The organism is Sphingomonas ginkgonis (assembly GCF_003970925.1).
Classification (GTDB): Bacteria; Pseudomonadota; Alphaproteobacteria; order Sphingomonadales; family Sphingomonadaceae; genus Sphingomicrobium; species Sphingomicrobium ginkgonis.
This window is the reverse complement of the sequence record NZ_RWJF01000001.1, coordinates 2639849-2655880: the sequence shown is the minus strand read 5'-3', so window position 1 is coordinate 2655880 and position 16032 is coordinate 2639849. Positions and strand designations below refer to the sequence as shown.

Here is a 16032-nt window from a genome sequence, read left to right as displayed (position 1 = left end):
GAGATGGCCATGCCCAAGGTCGAGCTCGACCGGCTCACGCCCAGCAATCGCACCGGCTACCCACCGCCGTTCCACCAGCCGGTCGCCGGCCGCTGGCAGAGAGCGGTGGGGCAGGCGGCGGGGCTGACCGCGCTCGGCGCCCGCGAGGTGACGCTCGATCCCGGCGCCTGGTCGAGCCAGCGCCACTGGCACGAGGGCGAGGACGAACTGCTGGTCATGCTGGCAGGTGAGGCGGTGCTGATCGAAGACGAGGGCGAGACCCCGGTGCGAGCAGGCGACATCGTCGCCTGGGCCGCGGGGGTGCGCAACGGCCATCACCTCGTCAACCGGGGCGACGCGCCGTGCCGCTTCCTGTGCGTCAGCGCGGGGAGCGACGCCGGCGGAGGTTATTCGGACATCGACATGATGTTCACGCCCGCCGGCGACTATGTCAAGGACGGCACGCCGTACGCTAAAAGCCGAGCCGCGCCGTGAGCCGGATGTCCCGCCCGGCGAGCGGGGCATAGTCCTTGAGCAGGCTGGTGGCGCGGCGGGCGTCGACGTCGAACAGGTTGTTGCCCTGCAGCGACAGGGTGAGCGCCGGGTTGGCCTTGAACGGGTGCCAGTCGAGCGAGGCGTTGACCATCGTGAAGCCGGCGGTCCGGGTCTCGTTGGGCGCCGTGCGGTTTTGCGCGCTGGTCCGCTCCACCTCGAGCCTGCCGTCGAACGGCCCGCGCGAGCCGGTCAGTGCGCCGAGCACGCGGAACGGCGGAATGAAGGGCGCCGGGCCGAAGCCGCTGATCGTCGCGCGGACCGCGTCGGAGACGAGTTCGCCGCCCCAGTCGATCCCCAGCGCATGGCCGAGGCGCGCGTCGCCCTGAAGCTCGAAGCCGTAGTAGCGGGCCTTGCCCTGCTGGAAGGCATAGACCGGCAGGTCGTCGAGCGTCTCGCCGGTGGGCGTCTGGTAGATGAAGCTCGAGAAGCGGCTGTAGTAGAGGTTCGCCTCGACATGGACCGGGCCGGTCGTATGGCGGAGCGTGAGCTCGCCCGACAGGCTGCGCTCGGTGCGGAGGTTGGGATCGCCCCGCTCGAACGTCTCGCTGCCGCCGTGCGGACCGTTGGCGAACAGTTCCTCGACCGCCGGCGCGCGTTCGGAGCGGGCGAGCGAAACACCCGCGCGCCAGCCAGGCACCACCTCGTAGCTGGCGCCGAGCGAGCCGGAGACGGTGGTGAAGCTGCGGCTGAGGTCCGGCGTGCCGATCTGCGGGTCCGCGTCGGCGGAGAGGCTGCTGGACTCGATCCGGGCGCCGCCCTCGATCCGGACCGGGCCGCTGGCGAAGGTCTGCAGGGTGAACAGGCCGAGCTGCTTCTGGCGGCTGTCGGGGAGGAACTTCTCGTCGCCGCGGATGCGCGCGCTCTTCTCGAGATACTGGACGCCGGTGGTGCCCCCCCAGCCGCCGCGCTCGGTCTGGGCGAGGTCGGCGCGAATCTCGCCACCGTTGCTGTAGAAACTGGTGCCGACCTGACCCTGCGCGTTGAGCTCGTCGTGATGGTAGCGGCCGATCCCGCCGCGCAGGTTGAAGCTCTGGAAGAAGCCGCCGAGCGGAACGGTGGCACGGACGTCGGCGCGGCGCTGGTGGGCGTCGATGGTCGGCTGCTCGCTCTCGCCGCCGGGGTCGAGCGAGTAGCGGACGGGGACGCCGTAGCGGCTGTTGTAGGTGCTGACCGAGCCGCCGATGTTGAGGCCGCCGTCCACATAGGCGAGCCCGGCGGCGGCGCCGTCGGTCCGTCCGGCGGTGTTGGGGAGCCTGCCCTTGAGGTCGGCGAGCGCGCGGATCGCCGGATCGGTGCTGGCGGCGGCTTCGGCGCGCAGCGGGTCGGAGAGGACGTAGCCGCCGATCCGAAGGTCGTCGAACTTGGCATAATTGCCGTCGACGTGGGCGACCCAGTGAGCGCCGAGCCCGACGTCGACTCCGGTGTTGACCGAGCGCTCGCGGGCGGCGGAGCCCAGTTCGGCGAGCGCGTTGTCCGCCACCCCGTTGGGCGGGACACGGCGCGGGATGCGGTTGTCGATGACGTTGACCACGCCGCCGATCGCCGATGAGCCGTAGAGGAGGGCGGTCGGCCCGCGGAGCACCTCGATCCGCTCGGCGGTGAGCGGGTTGATCGCGACCGCGTGGTCGGGGCCGGCGTCGGACAGGTCGAGGCTGCCGATCCCGTCGGTGAGAAGGCGGATGCGGTCGCCGGAGAGGCCGCGGAGGATCGGGCGCGAGGCGGTCGGCCCGAAGCTCGAGGCGCTGACGCCGGGCTGCTTGGCGAGGGTCTCACCGATGCTCGGCCGGGCGTCGCGGGTCAGCGCCTGCTGATCGAGCACCGAGACCCCGCCGAGGAGGTCGTTGCCGTTGCGGCGGACCGCCGTCACGACGATCGCATTGTCGGGATCAGGGTGGGCGTCGCGAGCGGAACCGGGCACCGGGGGCGCGTTGGTGGCGGCCGCGGCAGTCCCGCCGGCCTCGGCGGGGGCGGCAGGAGCCATGACTCCGGGCGCGGCGAGGAGGGAGAGCATAAGCGGAAGGGACATGAGGCTCACAACCTGAAGGCGTCGATTTCCGCGCCGGGTAGAAGTGATGATACAATGTCGCAAGTTACGAGCGGGCAAGCTTCGGCGAACGGACTTGCCAAGCCGACGAGCGGCCCATACCCGAGGGCGCATGGCGTTCGCTCATGGCCACCACCACCATCATGGGGCGCATGGGCGCCATGACCATGCCCACGCCCATGACAGCGCCGGACAGGATGCCGCCCATCACGGCCGCGCCTTCCTGATCGGGATTTCGCTCAACGTCGCCTTCGTGATCGTCGAGACGATCGCGGGCTTCTCGGCCAACTCGGTGGCCCTGATCGCCGACGCCGGACACAATCTGTCGGACGTGCTCGGGCTGGTGGTCGCCTGGGCCGGCGCGCTGATGGCCCGGCGCCTTCCGACCAAGCGCTTTACCTACGGGCTGAAGAAAGCCTCCATCCTCGCTGCGCTGGTCAATGCGCTGCTGCTGATGGGGGCGATCGGCGCGATCGTCGCCGAGGGCGTCCGGCGCCTGTTCGAACCGTCGCCCTCGAACGGCATGACGGTAATCATCGTCGCGGCGCTGGGGATCGTCGTCAACGGCATCACCGCGCTGCTGTTCGCCGGAGGCCGCGAGCACGACATCAATATTCGCGGCGCCTTCCTCCACATGGCTGCGGATGCCGTGGTGTCGGCCGGGGTGGTCATCGCCGGGCTGGTGATCCTGCGGACCGGGCAGGAGTGGATCGACCCGCTGACCAGCATCGTCGTTGCGCTGATCATCCTTTGGGGAAGTCTCGGGCTGCTCAAGGAATCGGTCTGGATGACGCTCGCCGGGGTGCCCCAGCAGATTGACCTCGACGAGGTGAACGCCGCGCTCGCCGGATTGCCCGGGGTGATCGCGGTGCACGACCTCCACGTCTGGCCGCTCAGCACCACCGAGACTGCGCTGACCGCGCACCTGGTGATGCCCGCCGGCCATCCCGGCGACGACTTCCTCCACCGCGCGGCCGACGGGATGGACCGACAGTTCCGGATCCGCCATGCCACCTTCCAGGTCGAGATCGGGGCCGCCGACTGCCGCCTCGAGACCCGCGCCTCGGGCTGAGGCGATGCTCTACCTGTTCATCAAGGCGGCGCTGTCGGGCGTGATCGTCGCCGCCGTGTCGGAGATCGCGCGCCGCTTTCCCGGGCTGGGCGGCCTGATCGCCTCGCTGCCGCTGGTGTCGGTGCTGGGAATGATCTGGCTGTGGCGGGACAAGCCCGACCCGGTGAACATGGCGCTGCACGCGCGGGGGACCTTCTGGTTCGTCATCCCGTCGTTGCCGATGTTCCTGCTCATTCCGTGGCTGCTCGAGCGGGGCTGGGGGTTCTGGAGCGCATTAGCGGCCGGCTGCGTTCTGACCATGATCCTGTATTCGCTCACCACCCTTCTCGCCTCTCGCTACGGGTTTCTCTGATCCATGTTCGTCACCCATCTCGAATGCTCGCTGACCGGCGAGCGCTACGACGCCGACCGCCCGCACAACCTGTCGCGCGTGGGCAAGCCGCTGCTGGTCCGCTATGACTTAGCGGCGGCGAAGCGGCGGCTCGACAAGGCGGTGCTCGCCTCGCGGCAGCCGGACATGTGGAAGTGCCGCGAGATCCTGCCGCTGCCGCGCGGGGTCGAGCCGGTAAGCCTGGGCGAGGTGGCGACCCCGCTGGTGGTGCTGCCGCGCACCGCGGCCCGGGAGGGCGCGCGCGAGCTGATCGTCAAGGACGAGGGGCGGCTGCCGACCGGGTCGTTCAAGGCGCGCGGGATCGCCATGGCGGTCAGCATGGCGCGGCACTTCGGGACCGAGCGCATCGCGATGCCGACCAACGGCAATGCCGGCGCGGCGCTCGCCGCCTATGCGGCTGCTGCGGCGATGAAGGCGACGGTGATCTGCCCGGCCGAGACCCCCGACATCAACGTCCGCGAGACCGCCGCCTATGGGGCCGACGTCTATGTCGCCGACGGCCAGATCGACGAGTGCGGTCGGCTGGTGGGCGAGGGCGCGGCGGAAGGGCGCTGGTTCGACTGCTCGACGCTCAAGGAGCCGTACCGGATCGAGGGCAAGAAGACGATGGGGCTGGAGCTCGCCGAGCAGCTCGGCTGGAAGCTTCCCGACGTGATCTTCTACCCGACCGGCGGCGGCACCGGGCTGATCGGCATGTGGAAGGCGTTCGGCGAGCTGGAGGAGCTGGGACTGATCGGGTCAGAGCGGCCGCGGATGATCGCGGTTCAGGCGGCGGGCTGCGCCCCGATCGTTCGTGCCTTCGAGGCGGGCGAGGAGTTCGCCGATCGCTGGGAAGGCGCGGCGACGATGGCCACCGGGATCCGCGTTCCCAAGGCGGTCGGCGACTTCCTGATTCTCCGCGCGGTGCGCGAGAGCGGCGGCAGCGCGATCGCGGTCGACGAGGCGGCGATCGCCGCCGCGGTCGAAGATGCGGCGCGCGACGACGGCTTCCTCCTCTGTCCAGAGGGGGGCGCGGTGCTTGCCGCGTGGCGCAAGGCAATTGCCAGCGGGTTGGTCCGGCGCGAGGAGCGCGCGGTCCTGTTCAACTGCGCCAACGGCAACAAATATCCGCTGCCCGACCGTAGCAGGCGGATCCGCCTGGCCGAGGTGAAGGCTGGCGACCTCTGACCAGCGGTTGGTAGAATAGCCCAAGCGGTTGGTGGATTTCGCCGACCCTCGGCCTTGCTGCACTGCAACAATTCCCCATATACACCGGAAATTCAGCCTTCCGCTGCTTTGGCACGGTTGATGCTTAGATGATTGCGACAACGGTCTGGGGATCGTTCACGCGATTGGGAGTTGGAATGATGCAGTCTCGTCAGGGTGGTCTTTTGAGCGGTCCGGAGCCGATCTTCGGGGTTTGCGAAGCGCTCGGGCGCGACTTCCGGATCAATCCGATGCTGATCCGCTTCGCCTTTGGTGTCGGGCTGATCGTCAACCTTGGCGTGACGCTGGCGATCTATGCCGGGCTGGCGGTGCTGGTCCTCGCCTCGCGGCTCCTCTTCCCCGACGTCCATGCCGAAGTGCCCGAGACGGCTTCCGCGGGCGCGGTGACGCTGGCGGCCGAGCGCCGTGGCGAGGTGCCGGCGCGGGCCGAACAGCCGGAGCTTGCCGAGGCGGCTTGAACCCGGTTCCAGAGCGATCCTAGACAATGGCGGCCCGGGCAGCGACAGCTGACCCGGGCCGACTGCTGTCGGGAGAGGAGGGAAAGTGAGCGAGCGCTTCGACGTGCTGGTGGTGGGCGCGGGACATGGCGGCGCGCAGGCCGCCATCGCGCTTCGTCAGAACGGCTTTACCGGCTCGATCGCGGTCCTCGGCGAGGAGCCGGAACTCCCCTACGAGCGGCCGCCGCTGTCGAAGGATTATTTCGCGGGGGAGAAGACGTTCGAGCGGATGCTGATCCGCCCGCCGGCCTTCTGGTCCGAGCGGGATGTGACGCTGCTGACCGGCCGCCGGGTCGTCACGGTCGAGCTCGAGGCGCATGCGGTGATCACCGAGGACGGCGAGCGGATCGGCTATGGCAAGCTGGTGTGGGCCGCCGGTGGTCATGCGCGGCGCCTGCCGCTGCCCGGCGCTGAGCTTCCCGGCGTGCAGAGCCTGCGCACCCGCGCCGATGCCGACGCGATGAAGGCGGGTGCCGCGTCGACCGACCGGGTGGTGGTGATCGGCGGCGGCTACATCGGGCTCGAGGCGGCGGCGGTGCTGGCCAAGGCGGGCAAGTCGGTGGTCCTGCTGGAAGCGCTCGAGCGGGTGCTGGCGCGGGTTGCCGGGCCGGAGCTCAGCCGTTTCTTCGAGGCGCAGCACGGGGCGCACGGAGTCGAGGTCCGGCTCGGCGCCGCGGTGGCGGCCATCGAGGGCGACGGCAAGGTCGAGGCGGTCCGGCTGGCGAACGGGGATCGGATCCCGGCCGGGCTGGTGATCGTCGGGATTGGGATCGTCCCGGCGGTCGAGCCCCTGCTCGCGGCGGGCGCCGACGGCGGGGACGGGGTGCGAGTCGATCAATACTGCCGGACCAGCCTGCCCGACGTCTACGCCGTCGGCGATTGCGCGGCGCACCGCAACCGCTTCGCGGGGGGCGGCTGGTGCCGGATCGAATCGGTGCAGAACGCCAACGACATGGCAACCGCCGCGGCCAGGCACCTGTGCGGGGTCGAGGCGCCCTACGATGCGGTACCCTGGTTCTGGTCCAACCAGTATGAGCTTCGGCTGCAGACTGTCGGCCTGTCCATTGGGCATGATTTGACGGTGGTTCGCGGCGACCCGGCGGCGGCCGGCTTTTCCATCATCTATCTCAAGGGCGGGCGGGTCGTGGCGCTGGACTGCGTCAACGCGGTCCGGGACTATGTGCAGGGGCGGGCGCTGGTCGTGAGCGAGGCCCGGATCGCGCCCGAGCGGCTGGCGGACGCCGCCACGCCGCTGAAGGAATTGGCGGCCGGCTAACCCGCCTGGCGCTGCGCCGCGGCGAGCCGGCGCTCGCGCCGCCGCCGGCCGGCCCCGCCGCCGCTGCCGATCCACTTGGCGATCGCCGCGACCGCGACGAGCGACACGACGACCGCGCCGATCCCGACCCACAGCATCAGCCCGTCGATTTCCTCCTCGAAGGCGGCGAGCGTCTTGATCCCGACGTAGCCGGGCAGGAACAGCGCCAGAACCCAGAAGATCGCCGAGCCCCAGTTCGCGATCTGGAAGGTCCGGCGCTTCATCTCCAGCACGCCGGCGACCAGCGGCACGGTCGCCCGGATGGGCCCGAGGAAGCGGCCGAAGATGATCGACAGGAAGCCGTAGCGGCGGAACAGGAGGCGAGTCATGGCGATGCCGGTGCGGTGCCGCTTCACGAACGGGAAGCGGTAGGCGCGCGGGCCGATCCGGCGACCGAGCTCATAGGAAACCCAGTCGCCGAGCGCGGCGCCGAGCGCGGCGAAACCGATCACCGAGACGGGATCGACCGCGCCCGTCGCCATTAGGCCGCCGACCGCGAGCATGGCAGCGGTCGCCGGGATGAACATGCCGATGATCGCCAGCGATTCGCCGAAGGTCAGCAGGCCGACGAGCGGACCCGCCCACGCCCCGTGGGAGGCGATGAAAGCCAGTCCCTGATCGATCCACGAGTTCACGCCAGTCCCCTACGCTGCGGACGCCTGCCGTACCCTGGATGCGGGACGAGGTCCCGCTGGGACGCCGAGGCGACGGTGCCGGTTGCAGGGATCGAACCCGCGACCTTCGGTTTACAAAACCGCTGCTCTACCAGCTGAGCTAAACCGGCCTGGTCCAGCCTCTTGCGTCAGACGATGGCGAAGGTCCAGCCCCGGGAGGTCAGCCCGCGAGATGGCGGATCAGCGCGGTGTCGGCGAACTGGACGAGCGAGCGGATGCGCCCGTCGTCGTCCACGCGGACGAGGTCGAGCAGCTCGGTCGGGACCGCCGCCTTGCCGGGTGCGGCGGCGCGGAGACGCCAGTGAGCGACGATGGCGGACCCGTCGACGACCAGGTCGACCAGCTCGATCTCGGACAAGGTGAAGCGGTCGATGAGCTCGCCGATCGCCTGCATCGGGTGGCCGCCGCTGAGCAGGACCCGGTCGTGGAGGCTGGCGTCGCCGGCGATCCGGAACTCGGCGCCATCCGCCCAGAGTTCGGACAGGGCCTCGCGGTCGCCGGCGGCGCGGGCGGCATAGGCCCTGGTCATCAGCGCCTTCGCGTCGTCCCGATCCATGCCGCTTCTCCCGCGTTCGCCCGGGGATTGTGCGTCAGACGATCCCGAACGTCCAGCCTTCGGTCCGCGCCAGCGTGGGGGTGAGCCCGTCGGGCGCGAAGGCGCGCGGCTCGCGGGCGTGGGCGCGCATGCCGGCGGCGGTCACCAGCGCGTCGGTCTGGTGGTCGCTCGGCTCGAAGCGGAGCCGGGCGGGCGGGCTGCCGAGCGCCGCGAGCGCGCGGTCGAGCTCGGCGCGGGTGCGTAGCTTGGTGCCCGGCAGCCCGGCATTGCGCAGGTAGATGCGGGTGTAGATCTCGACCACCGCGCTTCCGTGCGGCGGCAGCGGGTCCATCGGCCAGACGGCGACCCGGCCGTCGAGGTGATGGAGGAGGCGCATCCCGGCGAAGCTCGCCTTGGCGACTTGGGCGGCGCCGATCGCGTCATAGGCGCTGGCAGTCTTGCGGCCCCCCTGCGCATTGAGGCGGGCGTCGCACTGCCGGAAGCGGACGAAGTCGGCCTTCACCCCGTCAGCGATGCCGAAGTAGAAATGCGGGCGGTGGACCTGCTCGAGGAAGGAGGCGGCGCCGAGGTCCTCGTCGGGAGCGCGATCGTCGACATAGGCCCAGAACGCGCGGGCGGTCTCGGGCACGCCCACCTCGCCCGGCAGATAGGCGCCGCGCTCGGCGAACGGCGGGGCGAAGCTGAAGTCGAAGCCGAACAGGGTAGGGGTGCGCTCCGCCTCGCGCAGCAGCCAGCGCAGCACCTCCGCGCGCGACCAGACATGGCGCGGGCGGACGAGGCGCGGAGCGGATCCGTCGGCCCGCGCCTCGGCGATGGCGATGCCCTTGTGGCGGCGGCCCTTGGCGCCCGACCAGTCGAGCGCGACGAAGCGGCTGAACCGGTTGGCGCTTCCGCCTTCACCCTGAGGCGGTGAGGAAGGCGTTCGGTCGTCCAGCATGCCCTCCGCCACCTGCATCGCGAGCGATCCCATTCCCGGCCCACGCGGCCGGGAAGGGTGTGCTCGTCACACCAGCGGGGGTTGGCTGTCGTCGCTGGGCGGCGAGGCCATGCCCTTGATCCGCGGCGGCGCGGGACGGCGCGGCGCGGGGATGGTGCCATTGTCCATCTGCCGCTCGAGGAAGCGCGCCGCGGCATCGCGGCCGCCGAGCCCGAACGCCAGCGCGCAGGCGACGGCGGCCGAGCCGAGGATCAGCCCGAACGCCAGCATCACGATCTGGTCGGCGAGCCCCATGAAGGTCAGCCCCATCGCGCTGAACAGGGCGATGATCGCGTAGCGGGTGATCGTCTGGGCATAGCCGCCGTCGCCGGTCGAGGAGCCGACCAGCCCGCTGATGACGCGGGCGAGGAACACGCCGGCGACGATGATCAGCGAGCCGAAGATGACCTTGCCGCCGAGCTCGGTGACCTGCGCCAGGAAGATGGCGACGGTGCCGCCGCCCAGCTGCTTGGCAGCCTCGATCGACGCGGCGAGCATGATCGCGACAAACGCGATGTTGGCGACGATCCGGCTCGGGCTGCTCGCCGGCGGGAGCATGCCGGTGGAGCGGATCGCATTGTCGAACCCGGTCGGCGGCAGGATGCCCTCGATGATCGTCTTGACGAAGCGGGCGGCGACGAAGGCGATGCCGATCCACAGCGCGGCGGTGAGGATACGCGGGATGGCGAGGCTGATCTCGTTCAGCATCGCGATCGCCGGTCCGCTGATCGCCTCGATCCCGAGCACCTGCAGCGCGGCGATCGCGACCGGGATGATGATCAGCGCGAAGACGAGGATTCCGGCGGCGCGGGCCAGCGTGGCGCGGGTGGCGCCAGCGGTCGCCCCGACCGGAACCGCGTCCTGGCGGACGGTGCCGACCGTGTCGCCGATCCCGGCGCGCGCCATCCAGTTGTCGACGTTGGCGGTGGTCAGCAGCGTCTCGACCAGGCGGCGGACGATGCGGGCGACGATCAGCCCGACGAAGAAGATCAGCCCGGCGCCGAGCAGGCGCGGCAGGAAGGCGAAGATCTCATTGGTGAGCGTGTTGATCGGCTGCAGGATCTGGCCGATCCCGAGATAGCGCAGCGCGGCCATGATGCCGACCAGCCAGATGATCAGCTTGGCGATGGTGCCGAGCTGGTGGCCGACCGTCTCGTGCTGGTCGCCCGGTGTGTGCTTCTGGAGGGCGGGGGTGCGCGCGATCGTCTTCTGCAGTCCCCACTTGACCGCACGGGCGACAAGCCAGGTGGCGACGAGGATCAGCAGCGCGATGACGACCCGCGGGCCCCACAACAGCAGCTGGTCGTGGTAATAGGCACCGGTCGCGTTGGTCTGGTACATGACGCCCTCCTCCTGTTCGTTGCCGATCAACTGCCCGGCGGCGCGTCGGTTGCCAAGCTTTTCCGCCGTTCCGCCCACCATTCCAGCCGCTCGCGCACCCGCTTCTCGAAGCCGCGGTCGGTCGGTCGGTAGAAGTCCTGCGCGCTCATCTCACTCGGCCAGTAATCCTGTCCGGAGAAGGCGCCGTCCGAGTCATGGTCGTATGAATAGCCCTGGCCGTAGCCGGCATCGCGCATCAGCTTGGTCGGCGCGTTGAGGATATGCGCGGGCGGCATCAGCGAACCCGTCTCCTTCGCGCTCCGCCAGGCGGCCTTCTGCGCCATGTAGGCGGCGTTCGACTTTGGCGCGGTGGCGAGATAGAGACAGGCCTGCGCGATCGCCAGCTCGCCCTCGGGGGAACCGAGGAAGTCGTAGCAGTCCTTCGCCGCGAGGCACTGGACCAGCGCGTTGGGGTCGGCAAGCCCGATGTCCTCGACCGCCGCCCGGGTCAGCCGGCGCAGCACGTAGAGCGGCTCCTCGCCCGCCACCAGCATCCGCGCCAGATAGTAGAGGGCGGCCTGCGGGTCGGAGCCTCGGATCGTCTTGTGGAGCGCGGAGATGAGATTGTAGTGCCCCTCGCGGTCCTTGTCGTAGACCGGGACCCGGCGCTGCAGGAAGGCGGCGAGACCGGCCGGGTCGAGCGGCGCCTCCAGCTCAACGTCGAACAGCGTCTCGACCTGGTTGAGCAGGAAGCGGCCGTCGCCGTCGGCGCTCGCGACCAGTGCCTCCCGCGCCGGCGGGGTGAGCGGTAGGGGGCGCTCCATCACCGCCTCGGCGCGCTCGAGCAGCGTGTCGAGCGCGCGGCTGTCCAGGCGGTGGAGGATCAGCACCTGGCTGCGGGAAAGGAGCGCAGCATTAAGCTCGAAGCTGGGGTTCTCGGTGGTCGCGCCGACCAGCGTCACCGTCCCGTCTTCGACGAACGGCAGGAAGCCGTCCTGCTGCGCGCGATTGAAGCGGTGGATTTCGTCAACGAACAGCAGCGTGCGCTGACCGGCGCGGGCGGCGGTCTTGGCGTCGGCGAAGATCTTCTTGAGGTCGGCGACCCCCGAGAAGACCGCCGACAGGGCGACGAAGCGCAGGCCGACGGCGTCGGCAAGCAGCCGGGCGATGCTCGTCTTCCCCGTTCCCGGCGGTCCCCACAGGATCAGCGAGGAGAGCTTTCCCGCCGCGACCATCCGCCCGATCGCGCCCTCGGGGCCGGTGAGATGCTCCTGCCCGACCACTTCGTCGAGCCGGGCGGGACGCAGGCGATCGGCGAGCGGGGCGGCTTCCGCGCCTGACTCGGGAGCGTCGGCGGGGGGCGGATCGGCGTCGAAGAGGTCGGCCATGGTCCCGCTCTAGCGCGCTCGCAGCTTTTTTCACGCACTTGCTTGACACGATGCATCGAAGATATATCTTAGACACATCGAAAGGAGATGATATGCATCATCATGAACATGGACGCGGCGACTGTGGCCGCATGGGACGCCGGGGCTTCCGCTTCGGCATGGGTGGACGCGGATTTGAGTTCAGCCCGGGAAGGATCCACATCGATTTCGGCGAGGACTTCCCGTTCGGCGGGATGGGCGGTGGCCGTGGCCGCGGCCCGGGCGGTCCGCGCGGTCCACGCGGCCGGCGCGGTCGGATGTTCGGCTCGGGCGAGCTTCGCCTCGTCCTCCTCAAGCTGATCGCCGACGAGCCGCGCCACGGCTACGACCTCATCCGCGCGATGGAGGAGATGACCGGAGGTGAATATGCGCCGAGCCCGGGCGTGGTCTATCCGACTCTGACGATGCTGCTCGACATGGGGCAGATCGAGGAGCAGGCGACCGAGGGTGCGCGCAAGCGCTATGCCACCACCGACGATGGCCGTGCCGAGCTGGAGTCCAGCAAGGACGAGGTCGAGGCGCTGTTCGCCCGGCTTGAGGAAGCCAAGCCGCAGCGACACGGCCATCCCAATCTCGGACGCGCGGTCGGCAACCTCATGCATGCGCTCAAGAACCGGGTCGCCCACGGCGGCTGGAACGACGAGCTGGTTCACGAGGTCACCGCCATCCTCGACGAGGCGGCGCAGCGGATCGAGCGGCTCGGCTAGAAGCCCAGGCGGTTGAGGCGGGCGCGGCGTTCCAGCACCCGCCGGTAGACGTTGAGCACGACCGCGTTGATCGCGTCCCAGTCCTGCGTCTTGGCATAGGCTAGCCCATGCTCGCCATGCTCGCGACGCAGGGCGGGCTCGCGCACGTAGCGCTCGAGCGCGTCGGCGAACTGGTCGACCTCGCCGGGTTCGCAGAGGATCCCGGTGTCGCCGTCCTGGACGATGTTGGAGGCGCCGGTCGCCGCGGCGGCGACCACCGGCAGGCCGCAGGCCATCGCCTCCAGCGTGACATTGCCGAAAGCTTCCGTCACCGACGGGTTGAGGAAGACGTCGGCGCTGGCGAAGGCGGTGGCGAGCTCCCCGCCGATCAGCTGGCCGGTGAAGACCGCATCCGGCAGCCGGTTGGCGAACCACGGGCGGGCGGGCCCCTCGCCGATCACCAGCACCTTGTGCGGCACACCGCGCGCGGAGAGCGCGTCGCAGGCGTCCGAAAAGACGTCGAGGCCCTTTTCCAGGACCAGCCGGCCGAGGAAGGCGATGACCACCTCCTCGTCGCCGAAGCCCTTGCCGTGCCGCCACTCGAGGCTGCGCCGGCCGGGGTTGAACTGCTCGCGGTCGACGCCGCGGGTCCAGATGTTGATATTCTTGTTCATCCGCTGCGCACGCAGCACCGCGGCGGTGGAGGGGGCGGGAACGAGCAGCGCGTCGCAGCGCCGGTAGAGGTTGCGCAGCATGGCCCGAAGCGCCGGCTCGAGCAGCTGCAGATGATAATAGCTGAGATAGGTCTCGAAGCGGGTATGGACCGAGGCGACCGCCGGAATGCCGCGCTCGCGGGCCCATCCGACCGCCTTGCGGGCGGCGAGGTCAGGGCTGGAGATATGGACGATGTTGGGCGCGAAGTCGGTGAGGTCGCGGCGGACCTCGCGCGGCAGCGCGTAGGGGATGCGGTATTCGCCCCGCCCGGGGATCGGCATGCCGGGCAGCGAGACGAGGTCGCCGACCGGGGCGAAGGCGGGCTCCTCGACCGTCGGCGAATAGACCCGGACCTTGCAGCCCTGCCGCAGCAGGTAGCCGACCAGCCGGTTGAGCGCCTGGTTGGCGCCGTCGCGCACATAGTTGTAGTTGCCCGAGAAGAGGGCGATGCGCAGGTCGCTGGGATCCATGGTCGGCGGGCTTTAGCGGCTCGCCGCCTTTCCGCTCAACCCTTTGTCACTGGAAAGGGCGGAGGCCCCGTGTCATTGCGCGCTCGATGAACAAGCCGGAAACCCCGATTGCCGTGGTCATCCTTGCCGCCGGGCAGGGAACCCGCATGCGCTCCGACACGCACAAGGTGCTCCACCCGATCGCCGGCCGGGGCATGCTGCTGCACCTGCTCGACACGGTCGACGAGCTGGGCGCCGAGCGCAAGGTCGTGGTGGTCGGCAAGGGGCGCGAGCAGGTCGAGGCGGCGGTTGCGGCGCATGGCGCGACGATCGCGGTGCAGGCGGAGCAGAAGGGCACCGGGCACGCGGTGCAGATGGCGGAGGCGGCGCTCGCCGGCTTTGCGGGCACCGTCATCATCCTCTACGGCGACACGCCGTTCGTCGGCACCGAGACGCTGCGGCGGATGGCGGCGCGGCTCGAGCAGCCGGATGCGCCGGGCGTGGCGGTGCTCGCCTTCACGCCCCCCGATCCCGCCGCCTACGGGCGGGTGATCCTGGGCGAGGGCGACCGGATCGCCCGGATGGTCGAGTATAAGGACGCGAGCGCGGAGGAACGCGCGGTGACCCTGTGCAACTCCGGCATGATGGCGGTGCGCTCGGCCGACCTGTTCCGCTGGCTCGGCGCGGTCGGCAACGACAATGCGGCGGGCGAATATTATTTGCCCGACGTGGTGATGGTCGCGGATCGCGAGGGCCGGTCGGCGGTGGCGATCGAGGCCGGCGCGGGCGAGACCGGCGGGGTCAACAGCCGGCGCGAGCTGGCCGGGCTGGAGCTCGAATGGCAACGCCGCCGCCGCCAGGAGGCAATGGACGGCGGAGTCACGCTGATCGATCCCGACAGCGTCTGGTTCGCGCACGACACGGTGCTCGGCCGCGACGTGACGATCGAGCCGCACGTCTTCTTCGGACCGGGTGTCAGCGTCGGCGACGGCGTGGCGATCCGCGCCTTCTCGCATCTCGAGGGCGCGACGATCGCGAGCGGCGCCGAGGTCGGCCCCTTCGCCCGGCTGCGGCCGGGCGCGGTGCTGGGCGAGAAGAGCAAGGTCGGGAATTTCTGCGAGGTGAAGAAGGCGGAGCTAGGACCAGGCGCCAAGGTCAACCACCTGACCTACATCGGCGACGCGAGCGTCGGAGCCAAGGCGAATATCGGCGCTGGCACCATCACCTGCAACTATGACGGGTTCGGCAAGTACCGGACGGAGATCGGCGCCGGCGCCTTCATCGGCTCCAACAGCGCGCTCGTCGCACCGGTCCGGATCGGCGCCGGCGCGATCGTCGGGGCGGGCTCGGTGATCACCAGGGACGTCGAAGTCGACAGCCTTGCCGTCGCGCGTGGCGAGCAGCGCGGCCTCGCCGGCTGGGCCAAGCGGTTCCGCGAGCGGATGACCGGGCGGAAGGCCGGCTAGCGCTTCTTGCGCGCGGCGAGGTCGGCAAGGTCGGCCTTGGTCCGCTCGTTCCCCGGATCGGCGGCGAGCGCCTGGTTGAGCAGCTTGCGGGCGTCGTCGAGGCGGTCCTGCTCGACCCGGGCGAAGGCCATGCCGCGGAGCGCGCGCGCCTTGTCGCGGCCGGTCCGCTCGCCGGACGAAAGACCGGCGGCGGTCACCGCCTGATCGAAGTCCGCGTAGCTCCGCTCCCAGTCGCGGCGGTTCTTGTACCATTCGCCGCGCTCGGCGAGATAGCGGCTGTTGAGCGGCGCGAGCTGGACCGCCCGGTCGAGGTCGCCTTTCGCTGCATCGGAGCGGTCGAGGTCGACCAGCGCGAAGCCGCGCAGCCAATGCGCCTCGGCAAGACTCCCGTCGAGCATTACCGCTTCCTTCTTCATCTTCGCCGCCATTGCTCCGTAGAACAGGGTTTCCGGGAGCGAGCCGGGTGAGAAATAGAGCTTGTCGGTCCTGGCCGGGGTTTCGGCCCGGATCAGCCTATCGAGGATCTGCACAGTCGCCCGGCTTGCCCGAACCGATCAGCGCGGCCGCCTGGTCGAGGCGGGTCCGGGCGGCCTTGGCGGTCTCGGCCAGCGGGACGGTTGGAGCGGGATCGGAGAGGAGGAGGGCGGCAGCAACCAACAGGCTCATGACAACTCCTTCACGGCATGGTCGGCCAGCATGTTAACG

At 70.1% G+C, this 16032-nt stretch carries 17 protein-coding genes and 1 tRNA gene; 8 read left to right on the top strand and 10 right to left on the bottom strand.

Features of this window, described 5'->3' with window-relative positions; all coding sequences use genetic code 11:
• Positions 1 to 9 precede the first annotated feature (9 nt).
• Entirely contained in the window at positions 10 to 474 is a 465-nt protein-coding gene (locus HMF7854_RS12780; RefSeq protein ID WP_126719494.1) for a cupin domain-containing protein, read from the top strand.
• Here the strand turns inward: HMF7854_RS12780 and HMF7854_RS12775 are convergent.
• The gene (locus HMF7854_RS12775; protein WP_239016980.1) at positions 452 to 2515 is read right to left on the bottom strand and encodes a TonB-dependent receptor; all 2064 of its coding nucleotides are present in this window, start codon (positions 2513 to 2515) and stop codon (positions 452 to 454) included. The genes HMF7854_RS12780 and HMF7854_RS12775 overlap by 23 nt on opposite strands.
• A 175-nt stretch (positions 2516 to 2690) precedes the next feature.
• Between HMF7854_RS12775 and HMF7854_RS12770 the strand changes: the two genes are divergently transcribed.
• The 5 genes from HMF7854_RS12770 (at position 2691) to HMF7854_RS12750 (ending at position 7020) form a co-directional block, all read left to right on the top strand.
• Positions 2691 to 3650: a cation diffusion facilitator family transporter gene (locus HMF7854_RS12770; protein ID WP_126719490.1), complete on the top strand. Its 960-nt coding sequence runs from the start codon at positions 2691 to 2693 to the stop codon at positions 3648 to 3650.
• 4 nt (positions 3651 to 3654) lie between these two features.
• Positions 3655 to 4002 (top strand): DUF3147 family protein, encoded by a 348-nt coding sequence (locus tag HMF7854_RS12765; RefSeq protein WP_126719488.1) that lies wholly within the window; start codon positions 3655 to 3657, stop codon positions 4000 to 4002.
• A gap of 3 nt (positions 4003 to 4005) precedes the next feature.
• Complete coding sequence (locus HMF7854_RS12760) at positions 4006 to 5208, top strand: threonine synthase (RefSeq protein ID WP_126719486.1); 1203 nt, start codon at positions 4006 to 4008, stop codon at positions 5206 to 5208.
• Between the two features lie 176 nt (positions 5209 to 5384).
• Positions 5385 to 5705 (top strand): PspC domain-containing protein, encoded by a 321-nt coding sequence (locus tag HMF7854_RS12755; protein WP_185829279.1) that lies wholly within the window; start codon positions 5385 to 5387, stop codon positions 5703 to 5705.
• 85 nt (positions 5706 to 5790) lie between these two features.
• The gene (locus HMF7854_RS12750) at positions 5791 to 7020 is read left to right on the top strand and encodes an NAD(P)/FAD-dependent oxidoreductase (RefSeq protein WP_221766449.1); all 1230 of its coding nucleotides are present in this window, start codon (positions 5791 to 5793) and stop codon (positions 7018 to 7020) included.
• On the opposite strand, the gene HMF7854_RS12745 is transcribed toward HMF7854_RS12750, so the two are convergent.
• From HMF7854_RS12745 to HMF7854_RS12720, 6 genes are all read right to left on the bottom strand, one after another.
• Positions 7017 to 7694 carry a DedA family protein gene (locus HMF7854_RS12745; RefSeq protein ID WP_239016979.1) on the bottom strand — a complete coding sequence of 226 codons (678 nt, stop codon included), beginning with the start codon at positions 7692 to 7694 and terminating at the stop codon, positions 7017 to 7019. The two genes, HMF7854_RS12750 and HMF7854_RS12745, sit on opposite strands and share 4 nt — an antisense overlap.
• A gap of 76 nt (positions 7695 to 7770) precedes the next feature.
• Positions 7771 to 7843: transfer RNA gene (locus HMF7854_RS12740), tRNA-Thr, on the bottom strand.
• 50 nt (positions 7844 to 7893) lie between these two features.
• Positions 7894 to 8289, bottom strand: a complete 396-nt coding sequence (locus HMF7854_RS12735; protein ID WP_126719484.1) for a nuclear transport factor 2 family protein — start codon at positions 8287 to 8289, stop codon at positions 7894 to 7896.
• 34 nt (positions 8290 to 8323) lie between these two features.
• Entirely contained in the window at positions 8324 to 9226 is a 903-nt protein-coding gene (locus HMF7854_RS12730) for a hypothetical protein (protein ID WP_126720219.1), read from the bottom strand.
• A 66-nt stretch (positions 9227 to 9292) separates the two neighbouring features.
• Positions 9293 to 10606, bottom strand: a complete 1314-nt coding sequence (locus HMF7854_RS12725; RefSeq protein ID WP_185829278.1) for a mechanosensitive ion channel — start codon at positions 10604 to 10606, stop codon at positions 9293 to 9295.
• A 26-nt stretch (positions 10607 to 10632) separates the two neighbouring features.
• Positions 10633 to 11973 (bottom strand): replication-associated recombination protein A, encoded by a 1341-nt coding sequence (locus HMF7854_RS12720; protein ID WP_126719480.1) that lies wholly within the window; start codon positions 11971 to 11973, stop codon positions 10633 to 10635.
• 92 nt (positions 11974 to 12065) lie between these two features.
• Here HMF7854_RS12720 and HMF7854_RS12715 point away from each other — a divergent pair, with 92 nt between their 5' ends.
• Entirely contained in the window at positions 12066 to 12719 is a 654-nt protein-coding gene (locus HMF7854_RS12715; protein ID WP_126719478.1) for a PadR family transcriptional regulator, read from the top strand.
• On the opposite strand, the gene HMF7854_RS12710 is transcribed toward HMF7854_RS12715, so the two are convergent.
• Positions 12716 to 13882 (bottom strand): glycosyltransferase family 4 protein, encoded by a 1167-nt coding sequence (locus tag HMF7854_RS12710; protein WP_126719476.1) that lies wholly within the window; start codon positions 13880 to 13882, stop codon positions 12716 to 12718. The two genes, HMF7854_RS12715 and HMF7854_RS12710, sit on opposite strands and share 4 nt — an antisense overlap.
• A gap of 86 nt (positions 13883 to 13968) precedes the next feature.
• Here HMF7854_RS12710 and glmU point away from each other — a divergent pair, with 86 nt between their 5' ends.
• The gene (gene glmU, locus HMF7854_RS12705; RefSeq protein WP_126719474.1) at positions 13969 to 15327 is read left to right on the top strand and encodes a bifunctional UDP-N-acetylglucosamine diphosphorylase/glucosamine-1-phosphate N-acetyltransferase GlmU; all 1359 of its coding nucleotides are present in this window, start codon (positions 13969 to 13971) and stop codon (positions 15325 to 15327) included.
• On the opposite strand, the gene HMF7854_RS12700 is transcribed toward glmU, so the two are convergent.
• Both HMF7854_RS12700 and HMF7854_RS15840 read right to left on the bottom strand, forming a co-directional pair.
• The gene (locus tag HMF7854_RS12700) at positions 15324 to 15857 is read right to left on the bottom strand and encodes a tetratricopeptide repeat protein (RefSeq protein WP_126719472.1); all 534 of its coding nucleotides are present in this window, start codon (positions 15855 to 15857) and stop codon (positions 15324 to 15326) included. The genes glmU and HMF7854_RS12700 overlap by 4 nt on opposite strands.
• Positions 15841 to 15993 carry a hypothetical protein gene (locus HMF7854_RS15840; protein ID WP_185829277.1) on the bottom strand — a complete coding sequence of 51 codons (153 nt, stop codon included), beginning with the start codon at positions 15991 to 15993 and terminating at the stop codon, positions 15841 to 15843. Before HMF7854_RS15840 ends, HMF7854_RS12700 begins: the two co-directional genes overlap by 17 nt.
• Positions 15994 to 16032 lie beyond the last annotated feature (39 nt).

Excerpts from the sequence above, each read along its gene's own strand:
- HMF7854_RS12715 (WP_126719478.1), top strand. The coding sequence starts at position 12,066 with ATGCATCATCATGAACATGGACGCGGCGACTGTGGCCGCATGGGACGC.
- HMF7854_RS12775 (WP_239016980.1), bottom strand. The coding sequence starts at position 2,515 with ATGGCTCCTGCCGCCCCCGCCGAGGCCGGCGGGACTGCCGCGGCCGCC.
- HMF7854_RS12735 (WP_126719484.1), bottom strand. The coding sequence starts at position 8,289 with ATGGATCGGGACGACGCGAAGGCGCTGATGACCAGGGCCTATGCCGCC.
- HMF7854_RS12720 (WP_126719480.1), bottom strand. The coding sequence starts at position 11,973 with ATGGCCGACCTCTTCGACGCCGATCCGCCCCCCGCCGACGCTCCCGAG.
- HMF7854_RS12760 (WP_126719486.1), top strand. The coding sequence starts at position 4,006 with ATGTTCGTCACCCATCTCGAATGCTCGCTGACCGGCGAGCGCTACGAC.
- HMF7854_RS12730 (WP_126720219.1), bottom strand. The coding sequence starts at position 9,226 with ATGCTGGACGACCGAACGCCTTCCTCACCGCCTCAGGGTGAAGGCGGA.
- HMF7854_RS12710 (WP_126719476.1), bottom strand. The coding sequence starts at position 13,882 with ATGGATCCCAGCGACCTGCGCATCGCCCTCTTCTCGGGCAACTACAAC.
- HMF7854_RS12770 (WP_126719490.1), top strand. The coding sequence starts at position 2,691 with ATGGCGTTCGCTCATGGCCACCACCACCATCATGGGGCGCATGGGCGC.
- HMF7854_RS12725 (WP_185829278.1), bottom strand. The coding sequence starts at position 10,606 with ATGTACCAGACCAACGCGACCGGTGCCTATTACCACGACCAGCTGCTG.
- HMF7854_RS12765 (WP_126719488.1), top strand. The coding sequence starts at position 3,655 with ATGCTCTACCTGTTCATCAAGGCGGCGCTGTCGGGCGTGATCGTCGCC.
- HMF7854_RS15840 (WP_185829277.1), bottom strand. The coding sequence starts at position 15,993 with ATGAGCCTGTTGGTTGCTGCCGCCCTCCTCCTCTCCGATCCCGCTCCA.
- HMF7854_RS12755 (WP_185829279.1), top strand. The coding sequence starts at position 5,385 with ATGATGCAGTCTCGTCAGGGTGGTCTTTTGAGCGGTCCGGAGCCGATC.
- glmU (WP_126719474.1), top strand. The coding sequence starts at position 13,969 with ATGAACAAGCCGGAAACCCCGATTGCCGTGGTCATCCTTGCCGCCGGG.
- HMF7854_RS12780 (WP_126719494.1), top strand. The coding sequence starts at position 10 with ATGCCCAAGGTCGAGCTCGACCGGCTCACGCCCAGCAATCGCACCGGC.